The following is a 15,644-nucleotide window of genomic DNA, read 5'->3' on the forward strand; positions in this document are numbered from 1 at the left end:
TGCCATGACGGCGAACATTCTCGATGGGCATGTCCATGCCCAGATTGTCATCGACAAGGTTGCAAGCGAACTGGACCGGCTGCCCCGCGCGCCGGGACTAGCGGTCGTGCTGGTCGGCTGCGATCCGGCGAGCCAGATCTATGTGCAGAGCAAGGTCAGGATGGCCGAGCGGCTTGGCCTGCGCGGCGAGGTCGAACGCTTGCCGGACGACGCCAGCGAAGCCGACCTGCTGGCCAGGATCGCCGCGCTCAATGCGCGCGACGATATCGACGGCATCCTGATCCAGCTGCCGTTGCCGGCGCACGTCGACGCCTTGCGCGTGATGGCGGCGGTCGATCCGGCGAAGGATGTCGACGGCCTGCACGCGCTGAATGCGGGCCGGCTGTTTCACGGCGACGATGCGCTGGTGCCGTGCACGCCGCTCGGCTGTCTGCGGCTGATCAAATCGATCCGGTCCGATCTCACCGGTTGCCATGCCGTGGTGATCGGCAGCTCCAACATCGTCGGCAAGCCGATGGCCGCGCTGCTGCTGCAGGAGCAGGCGACCGTGACGCAGACCCACATCCACACCCGCGGCATCAGCAGGATCTGCCGGCAGGCCGATATCCTGGTCAGCGCGGTGGGGAAGGCTGGCCTGGTGCGCGGCGACTGGATCAAGCCGCAGGCCATCGTCATCGACGTCGGCACCACCCGCGTCGAGAAGCCGGACGGCGGCTACGCGGTGTGCGGCGATGTCCTCTTCGACGAGGCGGTGCAGGTCGCCGGCGCGATCACACCGGTGCCGCGCGGCGTCGGGCCGATGACGATCGCCTGCCTGATGGAGAACACGGTGAAGGCGGCCAAGGCGAGGGCGGCGCGGCTGCAATAACGGAAGATGTTTCCGGCGAATGCGCGAACGGCCGGTGCCGCTCGCGCATGTCATCGTGCCACGAGCTCCCGGGCGCAAGGTTCATGACGTCCGGAGTAATGGAAAGCCCGCAGCATTGGCCTATCGTCCCGCGACGGATGGAGGCACGTGATGCTGTATGCGGAAGATCTCACCGAAGGCCAGACATTCAAGCTCGGCAGCTACACGATCGGCGAGGCGGAGATCCTGGAATTCGCCGGCAAATATGATCCGGTGCCGATCCATACCGATCCCGTCGCGGCGGCGGCCGGCCCGTTCGGTGGCCTGATCGCAAGCGGCTTCAACACCATTGCGATCTATCAGCGGCTGGTCGTGGAGGCGATCTGGAGCAAGGTGGCGGGGATTGTCGGACGGGGCTTCGAGATTCGCCTGCCGGCCCCGGTCCGCCCCGGAGCCACGCTGACCGGCCAATCTGAGATCCAGAAGATCACCATCAGGCCGGAGCGGCGCGACGCCGTCGTGATCTTCAGAACGGAGCTCGTCAACGACGAACAACGTCCCGTGCTTGTCCTGGTGCTCGATGCGCTGATCCACATGCGACCGGCGGAGCAGGGGCGGACATGACGTCCGTCGCGCGGATTGTCGGTCGAGCAATGTCCCGCATCCTCGGTTCTGGATTCCGTGCCGGCGACGCGCGGCACCCGATCTGGCCGTCACGCAATGCTACAGCTACTATGGCTACCCGGCGGCAGAGCAGCAAGTTATCGATGACGTGATCAGCTCCGCGCGGCTGGGCATCGGCTGAGACGGACATACACGCGTGAAACGCAGCAAGCAGACGCACGGGCAGATCGAGGCCAAGCGGCGCAAGGCCGAGGAATGGCGCCGCTTGCAGGCGCAGCGCGCCGCTGAACGGCAACATCTTCGCGACTACAAGATTGCGCTGGCGCGCGACCAGGTTCCGGTGGATACGGCGAGGCTGGCGCCATCGAACAGCTATTCGACCCCCGATTTCGTCGCGCGCGGAACCTATCGACCGGAGCCATTCGTCTGCAAGGACTGCGGCGTGGCCGAGGTCTGGACGCCGTTGCAGCAGAAATGGTGGTACGAGACCGCCAAAGGCGACGTGTTCACCAGCGCCGTGCGCTGCCGGGCCTGTCGCACCAGGGAACGTGCCCGCAAATCCGCAGCGCGCCGCGTCCATCTGGAAGGGCTCGCCAGGAAGAAGAAGCTTCCCGCATCGTGAGCGGCGCATATGCGCCGCATTTGGGGCATCGATGGATCCTGAACCCGCACACGCGCGGTCAATGCGTCGCGCCTGCGGAACGTTTCGCGGCCTGATCGGTTCGAGACTTCGAAGCCCCCGACGAGGGGCGCGGGCGGGGAGGAACCAGCCAAGGAAATTGCCAAGGAAACCTGTCAACGAAACCTGACAAGGCAACCACGCGGCCGGAACCAAAAAGAAGGAGCAGCGGATGAAGCTTAATGCCACTCAAGTCAAGCAGACCATGACGCAACTGAACGCCCAGGTGCTTCCGGACGATCACCCGGCGGTAGCGCAACTGAACACCGTGTTCGGTGACCACACATTCTTCGTCGACACCAGCGGACTCAAGGTCCTCGAGCCCGCCCAGTCCTCCGACATGTCGGGGCAGACGGGCGAGGTGGTGAGCCTTGCCGAGTGGAGCGATCCGGAGCTGACGTCGCTGCGGCCGCACGAGCCCGAACCGACCGGCGTGCTCATCACGCTTGAACCCAGCAAGCACTGAAGCGTTTTCGAGCGAAGCGGGCACCGGTTCGCGCAAGGAAAACGTACCCCAACAAGGGGATTGGAGCATGATCCGATTTCAATCGGATCGTGCTCTGATGGCTGCAACATTCACGGCCATCGGCCCTCTTGATGGCGACGGCCCCTAAGCGTCACGTCAAGAGGTGCCGAAAGTCACATGGCAAATCAGCGCCGCCTGCATATGCATTGGATCGAGGTGGGTATCCAGGGCGGTGAGGAGCAGATGGGGATCGTGCGGCGCTGGAGCTCTGACGAGGACGACAAGCTCAGAGAACTCGCCAGGGCCGGCAAGAATGCGCTCGAGATCAGTAACGAACTGACCCGCAGCGCTTCGGCGGTGCGCCGGCGCGCCGAGGTTCTGTCGGTCCTCATCATGGCGAAGGCGTTTCGCGCGCGGCCGTCCCATGTCGCCACCCATCTCGAAAGGGTCGCAATCGACGCGATTCGCAATCGCCGTCCGTTTCCCGCGGGCGTCGGCCCGAGCACCATTGCCGGAATGATCGAGAAGGGCTGGATCGTCCCCGAGATGGGGCGGAGATATCGTGTCACCGACGACGGCGTGGAGGCGGTGCGCCGCAAGATCCCGAGCGGGTGAACGGGCGGCGGCACGACGGCGATGGACGGACGCGCGATCAGCGGCGGAAGGCAAGATTCTCCGCCCGGGAAGGGCGTTCGCGCCGTTGAAGGAGGAGGAGACCTGCCGCCAGCGGTCTTCCGCCCCTCCAACCAGCCGGGCTGACCGCACCGATGCTCAACGTCCAGCAAGCTCCAGAAGACCGATACCAGCGTTTCGCCGACCTTGCGCCGTTCGTTCGTGAAGCGATCAGCACCATCGCCGCATTGACGCCGTCTCAGCGGCTCGATGTGGAATTCCTCGAACGTGAGTTCATCCCCGCGCTGGGGCTCAATGACGAACTGCTTCACGAGCAGCCGCCGGAGCTTGCGCCGAGTTTCGGCAAGGGTCTTCACCTCTGGCAATATCCGAACCAGCTCGCGCCGTATCTGGCCTGGCTCGCGCGCAACGCGTCCGGCATTTCCTCCTACATGGAAATCGGCTGCCGCTGGGGCGGCATGTTCATCCTGGTTGCGGAGTGGCTGAAGAACAGCGGCGCCGATCTCAGAACCGTCATCGCGCTCGATCCGATCGCGCCGACGCCCTTCATCTCGACCTATTTCGATCTGCTGCAGGAGCAGGCCGGCATCGAGCCGGTCTATCTCCAGGCCTATTCGACGTCACCGCTGGTCGGCGCCCATGTCGACCGGCTGAAGCCCGACTTCGTCTTCATCGACGGAGATCACAGCCTGCGCGGCGCGATGCAGGATCACCTGCTGGTGCGCTCCCATGCCAGCATCATCGTGCATCACGACATCCATTCGCAGGCCTGCCCGGATACGACGCTGCTCTGGAAGGCGCTCAAGCAGTTCGAGGCGCCGAGCTTCGATATGTTCGAATTCACCGGCCAGTATCCGTCGGTGAACGGTTCGTTCCTCGGCATCGGCGCGATGAAGCGGCGGCAGGCCTGAGGTGTCGTCCTAACTGACGCGCGGCGCCGAAGCCGACGTAGCGTTGACCGCGCGCGGCGAGGGACGGCGCGCCTCCAGATACGAATTGCCCCACACCCACAGCGACCGGATGACGGGCTCGAGCGAACGCCCGAGCGGCGTCAGCGAATACTCGACGCGCGGCGGCACCTCCGGATAGATCTCGCGGTGGATCAGGCCCGCGGTTTCGAGTTCGCGAAGTTGCCGCGTCAGCATCCGCTGTGAAATCCGCGACAGCCGCCGCCCGAGCTCGTTGAAGCGGATGGTGTCGCCGAGCAGGTGATAGAGGATCACGGCCTTCCACTTGCCGTCGATCAGGTCGAGCGTTGCCTCGACGGGGCAGCCGACCGCGCAGTCATAGCTCTTCGCATCAAGCCCCTTCATGGTTCACTCCCTGATACTACCGGACATTCCTGTGCGTAATTGTCAGCGCCCAAATTAGCGCGCAACGTCGATCCCGCAAAGCCGAACCTTGCCGATCACGGCCGGTCCGGTACGCAACGACACAACAACGACACAGGGAGGGGACCCGCGTGAAGCGAGGGATTTTGTTGATCGCCGCGATGACGGCGAACGTGATGCTATCAAGCGCGCGTGCGGACGAGGCGGTCCGCGCCGAGATCGTGGCGCGATTGCCCGAGTCGGTTGGCAACATCGCCATGACGCCGGACAACCAGCTGATCTTCAGCCATCACCCGTTCTTCAGTCCCGAGATCAGGGTCGCGAAGCTGACGTCGCCGACGACGTTCCAGCCATTTCCGAACGCGGAGTGGAATACGCCGCGGAAGGGCACCGACCAATATCTCGACAACGTGCTCGGGCTCCGGTCCGACGAGAACGGCGTGGTCTGGATCATCGACATGGGATTCCGCACCAACATCACGCCCAAGCTGGTGGGATGGAATACGCGCAGCGACCGGCTCGAACGCATCTATTACATGCCCGATCCGGTGACGCGACCGGGATCGCAGCCGCAGGACATCGTGATCGACCAGAAGCATCGCAAATTCTACATCGCCGACGAGAACATCGGCCCCGGCGGCGACGGATCGCATGCCGCGATCATCGTCATCGACATGGATACCGGGCGCGCGCGGCGCGTGCTCGACGGCGACCCCTCCACGATCCCCGAAGACCTGCCGATCACGGTGGACGGCAAGGATCTCACGGTGTCCGGCAAGGACGGCAAGCCGTCCATCATCAAGGTCGGCTGCGACGGTATCACCATGGATGTCCGCTCCGAGTGGGTCTACTTCGCGCCGCTCAGCGGCCGCTCGATCTACCGCGTGCGCGTGGCCGACCTGAACGACGAGAAGCTGACGCCGGCCGAACTCAGCGCCAAGGTCGAGCGCTATTCAGACAAGCCGAACAATGGCGGGCTCTCGATCGACTATGCCGGCAATCTCTATCTGACCGCGGTCGAGAGCAAGTCGGTCGGCGTCGTCGGGGCCGATCGCAGATATCGCACCTATCTGAGCGACGCTGAGATGGTCTGGCCCGACGGTATCACGGCGTCGGCGGACGGCTACATGTACGTGTCGGCGTCGCAGATTTCCGCGGCCGCGATGTTCCACGGCGGCAAGGGTGAGAACAAGGCCCCGTATCTGATCTATCGCTTCAAGCCGCTTGCTGCGGGCTACGTCTCGCGCTGACCGCGCATCGAGCGTAACCGCCCGGCCTGTGCTCGCAGGCCGGGCGACACCTGCAATCACGAAGCTGCCGGCCGTTCGCCCAGATTGAGCTTGCTCTTGTCGCCGTCGGCCCAGGCCAAGGTCTTCGGGTCCATCACGCGGAACCAAAGCCACGGGATCGCGGCGAGCCCGAACATCCCGGTGTAGCCGTTCGGCAGCCGCGGGAGTTTGTCGAAATCGCGCAGCGACTGGTAGGGCCGCATCGGGTTGGCGTGGTGATCGGAATGGCGTTGCAGATGGAACGTCATCAGGTTCGAGACGATGTGGTTGGTGTTCCAGGAGTGGCGTGGCTCGACCGCCTGGTAGCGGCCGTTCGGCAGCTTCTCGCGGAGCAGTCCATAGTGCTCGACATAATTGGCCTGGGTCAGCGCGTACCAGCCGAGGAAATGGTGCGCGACGATGAACGGCGCCACCTTCCAGCCGAACAGCGCAATCAGGACGGCCGCGACCACGAGCGTCAGCGCGAAGCCCTGCAGGATCTCGTTGTGGACCGACCAGACCGGCTCGCCGCGCTTGGTCAGCCGTTCGGCCTCGTTGCGCCAGCCGCGCTTGAAGGCGCCCGGCAGTTCGCGCGTCGCGAACGCATAGATCGATTCGCCGAACCGCGCGCTGGCGGGGTCCTCGGGGGTTGCGACCCAGGTGTGATGGCCGCGATTGTGCTCGACGCGGAAATGCGCGTAGCCGACCGCGCAGTTGGCGAGCATGCCGAACATGATGTTGAGCCGGTCAGGCTTGTGGCCGAGCTCGTGGCCGATCAGGAGCGCGCCGCCATTGATGGTGCCGACGCCGAGCAGCAGGGCGACGTAGGACCACCACGGCAGATCCTGCGTGCCGAAGAAGGCGATCAGGGCGACGTAGTTGATCCAGGGAAACACCACGGTGATGCGCGCCAACCGCAGGTAATAGGGATCGGCCTCCATCGCGGCGACCACTTCCGCCGGCGGATTGTGGGTGTCTTCGCCGAACACGACATCGAGCAGCGGGATCAGGATGAAGATGAAGACGAACGGAATCAGCGTCACCAGCGGATTGTGCGTCTGCAGAAACCACCAGTAGGACAATAGCGGGATCAGCGGCGGGATGAACGAGAGCATCCACAGATAGCGCTTGCCGTCCCGGTAGGTGATCGTTTCGCCAGCGGCATTGGTGCCCGTGAAGATCATCGTTTCCTCCAGCATCCCGTTCGAGCGGCATTCGCCGTCGTTCCGCCAAGCATGCCGCGAGGCGGGCCTGCGCCGCCAGTTCCCAACAGGCCAATTTTGTGGCATTTTGCGCCAAACCTGTTCGGCTGGACGTTCGCAAGGGAGGGGCGCCAACGCAATGCAGGGATCGGAGGCCGATGCCCTTCGCACGCCGGTGTCCGCAGCCTACGCGCGGGCGCTGGTGCGAGCCTTTGGCAAGACGCGAGGCGAGCGCGACGAACTGCTGAAGGGCACGGCAATCCGGCAGGATGCGCTCGACCAGCCGGGCGAGCACATGCCGGTGTCCGCGCTGGTGGCGCTGGCCGCCAACATCACGCGCCGGCATGGCGAGCTGTGGCCCTTGTCGGCTGCGGCGGTCTGGTCGACGTCGCTGCAGGGAGCGCTCGACGTCGCGACCCGCACGGCGCCGACCATCGCCGATGCGTTGACCACCGGCGCCCGCTACGGGTCGACCCGCGCACCGTTCGTTCGCAACCACCTGCGCCGGACCGCGCGCTCGATCCAGATTGAAATCTCGCCCGCGGTCACGATGGATCAAGCGCTGTGGCGCGCCGTGGCGCTGGCGGTCGGCCTCAACGTGCACGCGGTGTATGTGCAGTTGCTGGAGGATTCGATCGGCCAGGCGACGCTGCAGTTTCCCTGGCCGGCGCCGGCGGGCGTGGAGCTGCTGGCGTCGCATTTTTCCTGCGCCGTCGAATTCAACGCGGCCGCCTTCCTGTTCGAGGTGCCGAAGGAGCTGTGCGCGCGGCCGTCGCCGTTTGCCGATCCGGAGCTGCACGCCAAGGCGATCGAGGCGCTGGAGGCGATCGAGAAGCCGCGCTCGGACAACGCGGCGCTGGCGCGGACGGTCGAGAGCCTGATTGCGGCGCGCCTGCCGCAGCGGCTCGGCGAGGAGGAGGCCGCGCGCCTGGTCGGCACCTCGCGGCGAACGCTGGTGCGGCGGCTGGCGGAGGCGGACTGCGCCTTCCGGCCGCTGCTCGATGGCGTGCTGCGCGAACGCGCCCGGACAATGCTCGCGGCGGGCACCCGGTCGCGCGACGAAATGGCGGCGGCGCTGGGCTATACGGATGCGACGAGCTTCAGCCGGGCGTGCCGCCGGTGGTTTGGCGAGAAGGGCGCGCGATAGCAGCAGCCTGCACCGGCGAATTGCTTCGCCGTGCTTCGACCATCCGGCGGGCCGCCGCGCTGGAGAGCGCTAACCGTTATTGCCGCCGTTTCTCTGGTCCTCCGGTCTTCGCGCCTGTGCCGAGCGAACCTCTTCGGCATGCGCCTGGGTCTTGTTGCTGATGCTCTTGCCGAGGACGTAGCCGGCGATGGCGGCGAGCAACGTTCCGATCTGCTCGCTCCCCAACAGATGCATCACGCCCAAGATGGTCGCGGCAAAGATAATGACGACGATTGCCGTAAACTCCAGGACGAATTCCGGGCCGCGTCCGCGAAGCGCGGACAGATCGACGCTGATCGCCCGCTTTGCCTGTTCGCGGCCTTGCTCCCGAACACTCTCCAGATCTCCCTGATAGAGATTCCAGGCCTTTGAGCTCGCGCGCTGTACCCATCCCAGCACCTCATTCCGATAGGATTCCAGCAAGGCCTCGAACCTCTGTTCGTCTTGCCGGGCGGTTTCCGGAAACCCGTCGCCGGTGGGAGCTGCGGCGGCCACGTTCCTGCCTTGCGACGAGAGAAACGGCGGCGGCGTTTGCATCAGCCGCTTGACGTCGAGCAGCGCATAGGTGCGGTGGGGTCTTTGGCCTGCCAATGTCGTCAGCTCGGCACCGGGCTCAGGCTTGGGATTCTGATCGATCCATTCCTGACCGCGTGCACTCGGCCGGTCGGTGAGTTCGTACCAGTACTCGGCCTGATCCCATTTCACCCGGAATGGCTGGCTGAGCCGGGCCGTCTCGATGTCCGTGATGACGTCCCGGAAGATGTTCGCGAAGTAGCCGGCTTCCTCGATCCGTCGCTGCCAAAGGAAGATGATGAAGAACAGCGTCGCCATCAGGCAAAGCAGAAAGAAGACGATCAGGAAGCGATGAACCTCCTCCGAGAGCCACCACTGGCTTGAAGGCCCGGCGTTCGGTACCGGCGTCGCTTTCTGGCCCGGTGTCGGGGCCGGCGATGGCGTCGATAGCGGTGACGCTGTTGCAGAGGGTGATGAGCTTGGCGTCGGCGTCGATGGCAACGTCTGCTTGTCCGGCGCAGGCGATGCTTCCGCATGTGCCGTTCTGTCTCGTTTGTGTTGCGAGTGTGCCGCCGCTGTCGTCTCAAATTGCAATGAGCTCAGCGAAGCAACGAGTGCAAGGAGAAGCGCAAGGCGGACGCAACGCATGGATCACTCCTGCCGTTCTCGGGTTCGTCCTTCTTCGGCGATAGCCGGACCTTCAAGGCGGCCCGGCGAAATACTCCGCGATCTCCCTCAGCTAGGGCGCCGGCCTGCGGCCGAGCGACGAACTGAGTTGATTGGTAACGTGCTGACTGAGCGAGATGTCCGACGGCGTGAAGCCGTTGGCGCCGGTCGGTCCAAAGGTCAGGAGCAGCTCGTGGGTCCGCGTGCGGTTCAGATTCAGGATCGGCGTTCCGCCGCCCGACAGCGGGACAAGCTTGAATTGGGGGCTGATGCCGCCACTGGAGACGACCGCGAATTTGAGGTCGTAGCTGTAGACGTCAACCTTGTCCGGCTTCTTCGTACCCAACGGCGATGAGTGAAGATAATCGGCCGCTTCCACATTGTCCTTCAGGAACCGGGCGATACCGAGTTCGGAATTCAGGAACGGAGAGCTCCCCGGATCGATCGGCCAGCCCTCGCAAACTTCCTTGTTCTTGCCGGGGCCCGCGATGTTGCCGACCCTCCAATAGGTATAGGTCGCATCCGTGCGCGTTGCCGTCGACGATAGCTCGCCGGAAATACCGACGCCCCAGCTCTGTCCGATCGTAATGCCTGAATCCGTGCCGTTCGGAAGTGTGCGATTGTAGGTGAGGTTCGGCGTGAAGCTCGAACTCTCCGCGATCGTCAGCGTCAACTGCAGTTGAACGCCATAATCGTCCGGTATCGGCTTTCCGAGGCTGGTCCGAATCGTATTGACCTCGCGGATAGCAGCGATCGTCTCGCAGAAAATCTTGCGCTTGATGTCGAGCACCATCTTGGTGCCGACGTCCTGGGCCTCCCACGCCTCGGTAAGCCTGGGCGGAACGAGGCCGCAGCCGGCGAGGGAAAGAATCGATAGCAGAGCGGCCAGGCTCGCTTTGCCAAGCGGGTTGAGCAGGCGAGACATGGCTCAGTCGGGCAGCTTTGGATCATCCGGCTGGAGCCGCTTCACCAAATCGCTTGCGTCCCCATGAGGTACCGACGTGATCGTCACATTGAAGCCGGGGCTGGTCTTCTTGACCTGCACATGGGCCTGGTCGCCGGCCGATTCAGCGAGGTTGGGAAGCAAATCGCCCGACACACCGTTCAGCACAAAGGTGAAGCTGTCGCCGGTGTTGACGATCCGGATGGAATTGGGACGCGGAAGGCACACGTTGCCCCAAAGAATTTCGCCGGCATGGCAAGGAGGCGGATGGGGAGGCATGACTATCTCCTATTCACTATCTCCTAGTTCGCAATGACGCCATCACAACACGAAATTCGTGTCTTCTGCAAGCAACAGTAGAGTGAGCGCGGGCAGATTCTTTGTTTCGCGCGGCCGCCATCTGCATGCCTGACAAGCGAAGCGAGATCGGCGTGCGGCACATCGAGATGCTGGCCGCAGCGTTCGGCAGCGAAGGGACGAGCGGCGTCGGAATTGCCCGATGACGCCGAAGCGCTCGGCATCCGCCTCGCGGAGATCGGTCCGGAGTTCCGCGACCTTGGCAACTACATCGATCTCGGCCGGATATTCCGTTACCGCATCTAACTCGATCCGCTCGAGCGGTTGCCCCAGGCGACCATGCTGCAGTTGAACGGTCGAGCGGACGCCCATGGCCGCCATTGGCGCTTGTCACGTCCAAGTCAGAGAGCCAAACCATCGCCGCCGGCCCGGCGCGCGATCCATGCACGGGCGCGGTTCATCTACAGCGAGCAGGCGCTCTCGACATCGTATTCGACGTTGACGCAGGCGCCGGTTGCGTCGCCATGGGCCTATGCGGCGATCTGAGCTGGGGCGCGGCTAGGGGCCGTCGAGATCCTGCTGTCTGACCAGGTCCGTCATCAGGACGAGCAATTCGCGGCCCATTCGATCGCCGTCGATCTCGGAGGGATCGGCGAGCAGGCCTTCAATCTTCCGGCTCCAGTCCGGGCCGGCAGAGACGCCGGCATAGGCCATCGACCAATCGGGGAAACGCCGCGCTGGCGCGGGCCTGAAGGTCAGCAGGGTGACGTCCCGATGCCGCGGATCGCATTCGATCGCGCTGAAGATGTCCTCGACCGCGGCCGGCTCACCTTCGAGGGTCTGGCAAAAATAGCCCTCGCTGAACAGCAGGGCGCCGGTCACGCCGAGCCTGGCATTCTTCGATCGCGACTGCGCCAGGATGCTGCGGATGATCTCGCGCGCAGAACCGTCACGTACATTGCTGTTGCTGCGACTGACATAGATCAGGGCATGCACGGACTGCGACATCTTCTGCGTTGCCTCGGGGCGTTAACGGGAGAGGAGCTGCCCGACAGGGCACACAGCACAAATGAAAAGGGGCCGCGTCGCGCCAACGGCCCCACCGGGAAAATCTGCAAAAGGTGGTCTTGATCGAAATCAGCCCCGGTATCCGGGGTTGTTAGCGCGGTTCCCGACTAAAGCGGAATCCGGGGAAACACGGTGGCCCGACACCATGCTGGTTTCGGCCGTCGGTGCAGCAACGGCCTGCATCGTCTCGCGTCGCGTGCTTGCTCGACGTCGCTCAATCCTGCGGTGTCGGCGGCGAGGGGCTCCTGCCCATCCCGTCAATGCGTATGCAGGGCGTCGTATGCGTGGGCAAAAAACACAGCCGCGCTAAGGAGCAGCAGCGCGATGATCATCACTTCCATCATGACACTTCCCCTTATTTTGTTTGGGGAGAGGCTACCGGCCAAATGTTTCGGCACGGTTTCGCGCGCTGATGAAAATGGTTTCGCGGCTGCCCTGAGGGAAGGTGTCGATTTGGCAAGTCCCTAAGGCCGGCACAGGGGCGCAAGGGCCACGGAGACGTCTAAACGCTGGCGCGCTCGGAGAGATTCGAACTCCCGACCCTCGGAATCGAAATCCGATGCTCTATCCAGCTGAGCTACGAGCGCGTTGCGGGTCGATTATCAGACTTGGGCTGTCGGGGCCAGCCGGGACGCCGCGTCGCCCGCGGGGCCGGCCGGTCCGCCGCGCCGCTCAGAAGCAGGGATGCCGGCGGCGGTCCTGGCCGATATAGGCGGCCGAGCTCTGGTAGCACTTGTTGGTCGAGGGGCCGTCGTAAAAGGCGAAGGTGCCGGCGGCCGGGCCCGGGCCGTAATTGTGCAGATAGCTGATCTGGTAGGGCAGGCCCCAATGAGCGTGCCGGTGGTGGTGATGCCGGTGGTGCGGAGTGGCGGCCAGGTCCGCGGCAGCGGCCGGGACGGTCAGGGAAACGGTTACGATGAGGGCGGCGAAAAACTTGGTCTTGGTCATTGGCGGCCTCCGGGCATTCACGCTGGAATCGGCTTCCTGAGCCGGTCCAGAATCCGTCTGGGGGTCCATTTAACCCGGAATCCGGGCAAAAGCTGCGGGAAATCCGTCACAGCGCGCCAAATTTTGCCTTTTTGGGGATGCTTAACGGATTGCCAACACAGTCCGGCCAGAGTCTTGCGGTCAGGTCCGGCCGGGCCGCCTTTCCCTTGGTTTTGAACATTTCATGCGCATCACGCTCCTTGCCGCCTTGCTGCTCCCGGTTCTGGCTGCGACGCCGGCGCGAGCCGTGCTGCATATCACGCGCGACCATGGCGGCTATGTCGAGGAGTACAAGACCAAGTACAAGCAGATCCGCGACCGCCGCGAGCGCGTCGTGATCGACGGCATCTGCAACTCGGCCTGCACGCTGGTGTTCGGCATCGTGCCGCTGAACAAGATCTGCGTGACGCCGAAGGCCAGCATCGGCTTCCACCAGGCCTATTACGACAAGGCCTTCACCTTCGGCATCAAGGTCACCAGCCTCGAGGGCACCTCCGATCTGATGTCCTATTACCCCGATACGGTGAAGGACTGGATCCGCCGCAATGGCGGGCTGACCACCGAGATGAAGAAGATCAAGAACGGGATCGATCTCTGGAAGATCGTCGATCCCTGCCCGGAGGAGTGGTAGGCGCACCATTCCGCCGCCTGCGGTCTTGCACCTCAGGTTTTGGGCCTGACCTCGCCATCCGACACCAGCAGCACTGACGCCTTCGACTTGTCGAGCACGGCGGCCGCGACGCTGCCGAAATTCAGCCTGTCGCCCTGGATGCGGTCGACGCCGATCACGACCAGATCGGCCCGGCTTGCCGCGATCTCCTGCAGGATCGCCACCTCGGGTGCGGTGTTGGCGCGCAGCCGCGTCGCGACATTGATGTCGTAGCGCGCAGCGGTCGCCGCGATGTCCTTCAGGATCGCTTCCTCCGGCGCCAGCGACATGCTCGGGCTGGTGCGGCGGGCGCCCTTGTCGCGGGTGGTCGAGACATAGACCACCTGCAGCGGCTCGCTCGCGAGCCGCGCCAGCGCGATCGCAATCTCGGCGCCGCGTCGCGAGACGTTGCTGCCCGACACCGGCACCAGGATCTTGCGCGCATTCGCGGTCGGTTCGCTCCGGTGCACGCCCTTGGCGGCGGTGATCGCCAGCGGGCCGTCGAAGCCGGAGGTCAACTCGTCGATCCGCCGGTCGAAGCCGCCGTCGCGGCCTGCGACCTCGTCCATGCCGACCACGAGCAGGTCAAAGCCCTTCTTGGCCTCCTCGGCGATCGCCTCCGCCGCCGTCTTCTCGCTGATACGGCTGACGACGTCGACATTGCCGCCGCCGTCGGCATCGGCCTCGGCGCTGGCCTTGGCCGCGTTGGCGACCGCGGCCTCGGGGCTTTCCTCGTCGGCGCGGTGCTTCTCCTGCGGCCGGGCGTTCGCGCCGACATGCAGCAGCGTGATCGGCAGGCCGCGCCCGCCGGCGAGCAGCCCGGCGAGATGCGCGGCGAACGTCGCGTTGCTGCTCTCGTCGACCGCGAGCAGCAGCCGCTCGAGATTGGCGACGAAGCCGCGCTGCTCATATTCCTCACGCTCCAGCCGCTCCTTCTCATCCTTGCCGAGCGGCAGCCGCGCCAGTGCGCCGCGCAGCATCGGCGGCATCGCCATCGTGGTCAGGATCGCCATCGTCACGATCATCGAGAACATGGTCTGGCTCAGCACGCCCATCGACAGGCCGATGGTCGCGATGATCACCTCGGTCGAGCCGCGCGCATTCATGCCGCTCGCCAGCGCGTAGGATTGCTGCCGGGTCAGCCCGCCGAGCGCGCCGCCGACAAAGGCGCCGCCGAACTTGCCGATGCTCGCGATCAGGATCAGCGCGGCGGTGAGCCCCAGCACCGCCGGGTCCTTCAGCACGGTGAGGTCGGCGCTGAGACCGGCGAGTCCGAAGAACACCGGCATGAACAGGCTGGAGATCAAGCCGCGCAGCCGCTCGTCGATCTGCCGGGTCAGGATCGGGGATTCCCCGACCAGCACGCCGGCGATGAAGGCGCCGAGCACGGTATGCACGCCGATCAGATGCGTGATCATCGCCATCCCGCTCATCAGCAGCAGGATCACGGTGATGACCGCCGCCGAAGACACCAGATTGTCGTTGGCCCAGCGGATCAGGCGGAACACCAGCCGGCGGCCGATCGTGAAGCTGATGGCGAGAAAGGCGAGGGTGCCGAACAGCGCCTGGGCGATCGACAGCAGGTCGAGGCTGCCGCGCGAGGCAAGGCTGAAGATGACGGCGATGATGATCCAGCCGATGGTGTCGTCGATGATCGCGGAGGCGACGATGATCTGGCCGACATTGCGGCGCATGAAGTTCATCTCGCGCACCACGACGGCGACGATCTTCACCGAGGAGATCGACAGCGCGGTGCCGAGGAACAGCGAGGCGATCAGCCGCTGCTCGGGGTGCGGCAACAGGCTCTGGGGCAGGAATTCGCCGAGCACGAAGCCGCAGACGAACGGCACCGCGATGCCCGCGACCGAGATCGTGGCCGCCGCGCGGCCGACCTTGCGCACCAGCTTGAGGTCGGTCTCCATCCCGGTCAGCAGGAGCAGCAGCAGGATGCCGAACTGCGCGATGCCGTCGAGCAGCGCCTTCTGCTCGCCGGACGGCGGAAAGACGACGTCATGCGCCGACGGCCACAGCCAGCCGAACAGCGACGGGCCGAGCAGCAGGCCGCCGAGCAGCTCGCCGATCACCGAGGGCTGGCCGATCCGCTGCATCAGCTCGCCGAGGCCGCGGCCGACCGCGATCAGGAGCGCGATCTGGGCGAGCAGGATGAACTCGGAAGGTTTGCTCGCTTTGTCGCCCTCGGCGTCGGCTGCCGTGACGGTCGCAAACAGGATGATGACCGCCCAGATCGTCGGTTGAAGCCGCCGCCTGCGGATCAGCATCGCGTC

The 15,644-nt window shown here is 64.8% G+C and carries 17 protein-coding genes and 1 tRNA gene; 9 read left to right on the forward strand and 9 right to left on the reverse strand.

The genetic code is table 11. From position 1 onward, the window contains the following. Window positions 1-4: 4 nt before the first annotated feature. The 6 genes from BRSPCE3_RS06410 to BRSPCE3_RS06435 all read left to right on the forward strand — a co-directional run bounded on the left by BRSPCE3_RS06410 (window position 5) and on the right by BRSPCE3_RS06435 (window position 4,160). A complete protein-coding gene (locus BRSPCE3_RS06410) occupies window positions 5-868 on the forward strand; it encodes a bifunctional 5,10-methylenetetrahydrofolate dehydrogenase/5,10-methenyltetrahydrofolate cyclohydrolase (protein WP_244064987.1) in 864 nt (287 codons plus the stop codon). 150 nt (window positions 869-1,018) lie between these two features. Then, complete coding sequence (locus tag BRSPCE3_RS06415) at window positions 1,019-1,471, forward strand: MaoC/PaaZ C-terminal domain-containing protein (protein WP_244064988.1); 453 nt, start codon at window positions 1,019-1,021, stop codon at window positions 1,469-1,471. Window positions 1,472-1,667: 196 nt separating this feature from the next. Next, the gene (locus BRSPCE3_RS06420; RefSeq protein ID WP_244064989.1) at window positions 1,668-2,093 is read left to right on the forward strand and encodes a zinc-ribbon domain containing protein; all 426 of its coding nucleotides are present in this window, start codon (window positions 1,668-1,670) and stop codon (window positions 2,091-2,093) included. Between the two features lie 229 nt (window positions 2,094-2,322). Continuing rightward, window positions 2,323-2,616: a hypothetical protein gene (locus BRSPCE3_RS06425; RefSeq protein ID WP_244064990.1), complete on the forward strand. Its 294-nt coding sequence runs from the start codon at window positions 2,323-2,325 to the stop codon at window positions 2,614-2,616. Window positions 2,617-2,793: 177 nt separating this feature from the next. Beyond that, window positions 2,794-3,231, forward strand: coding sequence for a hypothetical protein (locus BRSPCE3_RS06430; RefSeq protein WP_244064991.1), 438 nt, complete (start codon window positions 2,794-2,796; stop codon window positions 3,229-3,231). A 152-nt stretch (window positions 3,232-3,383) separates the two neighbouring features. Next, window positions 3,384-4,160, forward strand: a complete 777-nt coding sequence (locus tag BRSPCE3_RS06435) for a class I SAM-dependent methyltransferase (protein ID WP_244064992.1) — start codon at window positions 3,384-3,386, stop codon at window positions 4,158-4,160. Between the two features lie 9 nt (window positions 4,161-4,169). Here the strand turns inward: BRSPCE3_RS06435 and BRSPCE3_RS06440 are convergent, their stop codons facing one another. Then, window positions 4,170-4,562 carry a helix-turn-helix domain-containing protein gene (locus BRSPCE3_RS06440; protein ID WP_244064993.1) on the reverse strand — a complete coding sequence of 131 codons (393 nt, stop codon included), beginning with the start codon at window positions 4,560-4,562 and terminating at the stop codon, window positions 4,170-4,172. Window positions 4,563-4,711: 149 nt separating this feature from the next. On the opposite strand from BRSPCE3_RS06440, the gene BRSPCE3_RS06445 reads away from it, so the two are divergent. Further along, window positions 4,712-5,830: a major royal jelly family protein gene (locus BRSPCE3_RS06445; RefSeq protein ID WP_244064994.1), complete on the forward strand. Its 1,119-nt coding sequence runs from the start codon at window positions 4,712-4,714 to the stop codon at window positions 5,828-5,830. A 56-nt stretch (window positions 5,831-5,886) separates the two neighbouring features. Here the strand turns inward: BRSPCE3_RS06445 and BRSPCE3_RS06450 are convergent, their stop codons facing one another. Beyond that, entirely contained in the window at window positions 5,887-7,032 is a 1,146-nt protein-coding gene (locus BRSPCE3_RS06450; RefSeq protein ID WP_244064995.1) for an alkane 1-monooxygenase, read from the reverse strand. Between BRSPCE3_RS06450 and BRSPCE3_RS06455 the strand changes: the two genes are divergently transcribed. Next, window positions 7,022-8,197, forward strand: coding sequence for an AraC family transcriptional regulator (locus BRSPCE3_RS06455; protein WP_244064996.1), 1,176 nt, complete (start codon window positions 7,022-7,024; stop codon window positions 8,195-8,197). The genes BRSPCE3_RS06450 and BRSPCE3_RS06455 overlap by 11 nt on opposite strands. Window positions 8,198-8,266: 69 nt before the next feature. Here BRSPCE3_RS06455 and BRSPCE3_RS06460 read toward each other — a convergent pair whose 3' ends face one another. From BRSPCE3_RS06460 to BRSPCE3_RS06485, 6 genes are all read right to left on the reverse strand, one after another. After that, window positions 8,267-9,397, reverse strand: coding sequence for a hypothetical protein (locus tag BRSPCE3_RS06460; protein WP_244064997.1), 1,131 nt, complete (start codon window positions 9,395-9,397; stop codon window positions 8,267-8,269). Window positions 9,398-9,488: 91 nt separating this feature from the next. Continuing rightward, a complete protein-coding gene (locus tag BRSPCE3_RS06465) occupies window positions 9,489-10,340 on the reverse strand; it encodes a hypothetical protein (RefSeq protein WP_244064998.1) in 852 nt (283 codons plus the stop codon). A gap of 3 nt (window positions 10,341-10,343) precedes the next feature. Then, complete coding sequence (locus BRSPCE3_RS06470; RefSeq protein ID WP_244064999.1) at window positions 10,344-10,637, reverse strand: hypothetical protein; 294 nt, start codon at window positions 10,635-10,637, stop codon at window positions 10,344-10,346. Window positions 10,638-11,213: 576 nt separating this feature from the next. After that, window positions 11,214-11,663 (reverse strand): BLUF domain-containing protein, encoded by a 450-nt coding sequence (locus tag BRSPCE3_RS06475; protein ID WP_244065000.1) that lies wholly within the window; start codon window positions 11,661-11,663, stop codon window positions 11,214-11,216. 570 nt (window positions 11,664-12,233) lie between these two features. Beyond that, window positions 12,234-12,310: transfer RNA gene (locus BRSPCE3_RS06480), tRNA-Arg, on the reverse strand. Between the two features lie 85 nt (window positions 12,311-12,395). Next, the gene (locus tag BRSPCE3_RS06485; protein ID WP_244065001.1) at window positions 12,396-12,671 is read right to left on the reverse strand and encodes a hypothetical protein; all 276 of its coding nucleotides are present in this window, start codon (window positions 12,669-12,671) and stop codon (window positions 12,396-12,398) included. Between the two features lie 223 nt (window positions 12,672-12,894). Between BRSPCE3_RS06485 and BRSPCE3_RS06490 the strand changes: the two genes are divergently transcribed. Beyond that, window positions 12,895-13,341 (forward strand): hypothetical protein, encoded by a 447-nt coding sequence (locus BRSPCE3_RS06490; protein ID WP_244065002.1) that lies wholly within the window; start codon window positions 12,895-12,897, stop codon window positions 13,339-13,341. A gap of 32 nt (window positions 13,342-13,373) precedes the next feature. Here BRSPCE3_RS06490 and BRSPCE3_RS06495 read toward each other — a convergent pair whose 3' ends face one another. Beyond that, window positions 13,374-15,638 carry a cation:proton antiporter gene (locus tag BRSPCE3_RS06495; protein WP_244065003.1) on the reverse strand — a complete coding sequence of 755 codons (2,265 nt, stop codon included), beginning with the start codon at window positions 15,636-15,638 and terminating at the stop codon, window positions 13,374-13,376. Window positions 15,639-15,644 lie beyond the last annotated feature (6 nt).

This window comes from Bradyrhizobium sp. Ce-3 (genome assembly GCF_022835695.1).
GTDB lineage: Bacteria > Pseudomonadota > Alphaproteobacteria > Rhizobiales > Xanthobacteraceae > Bradyrhizobium.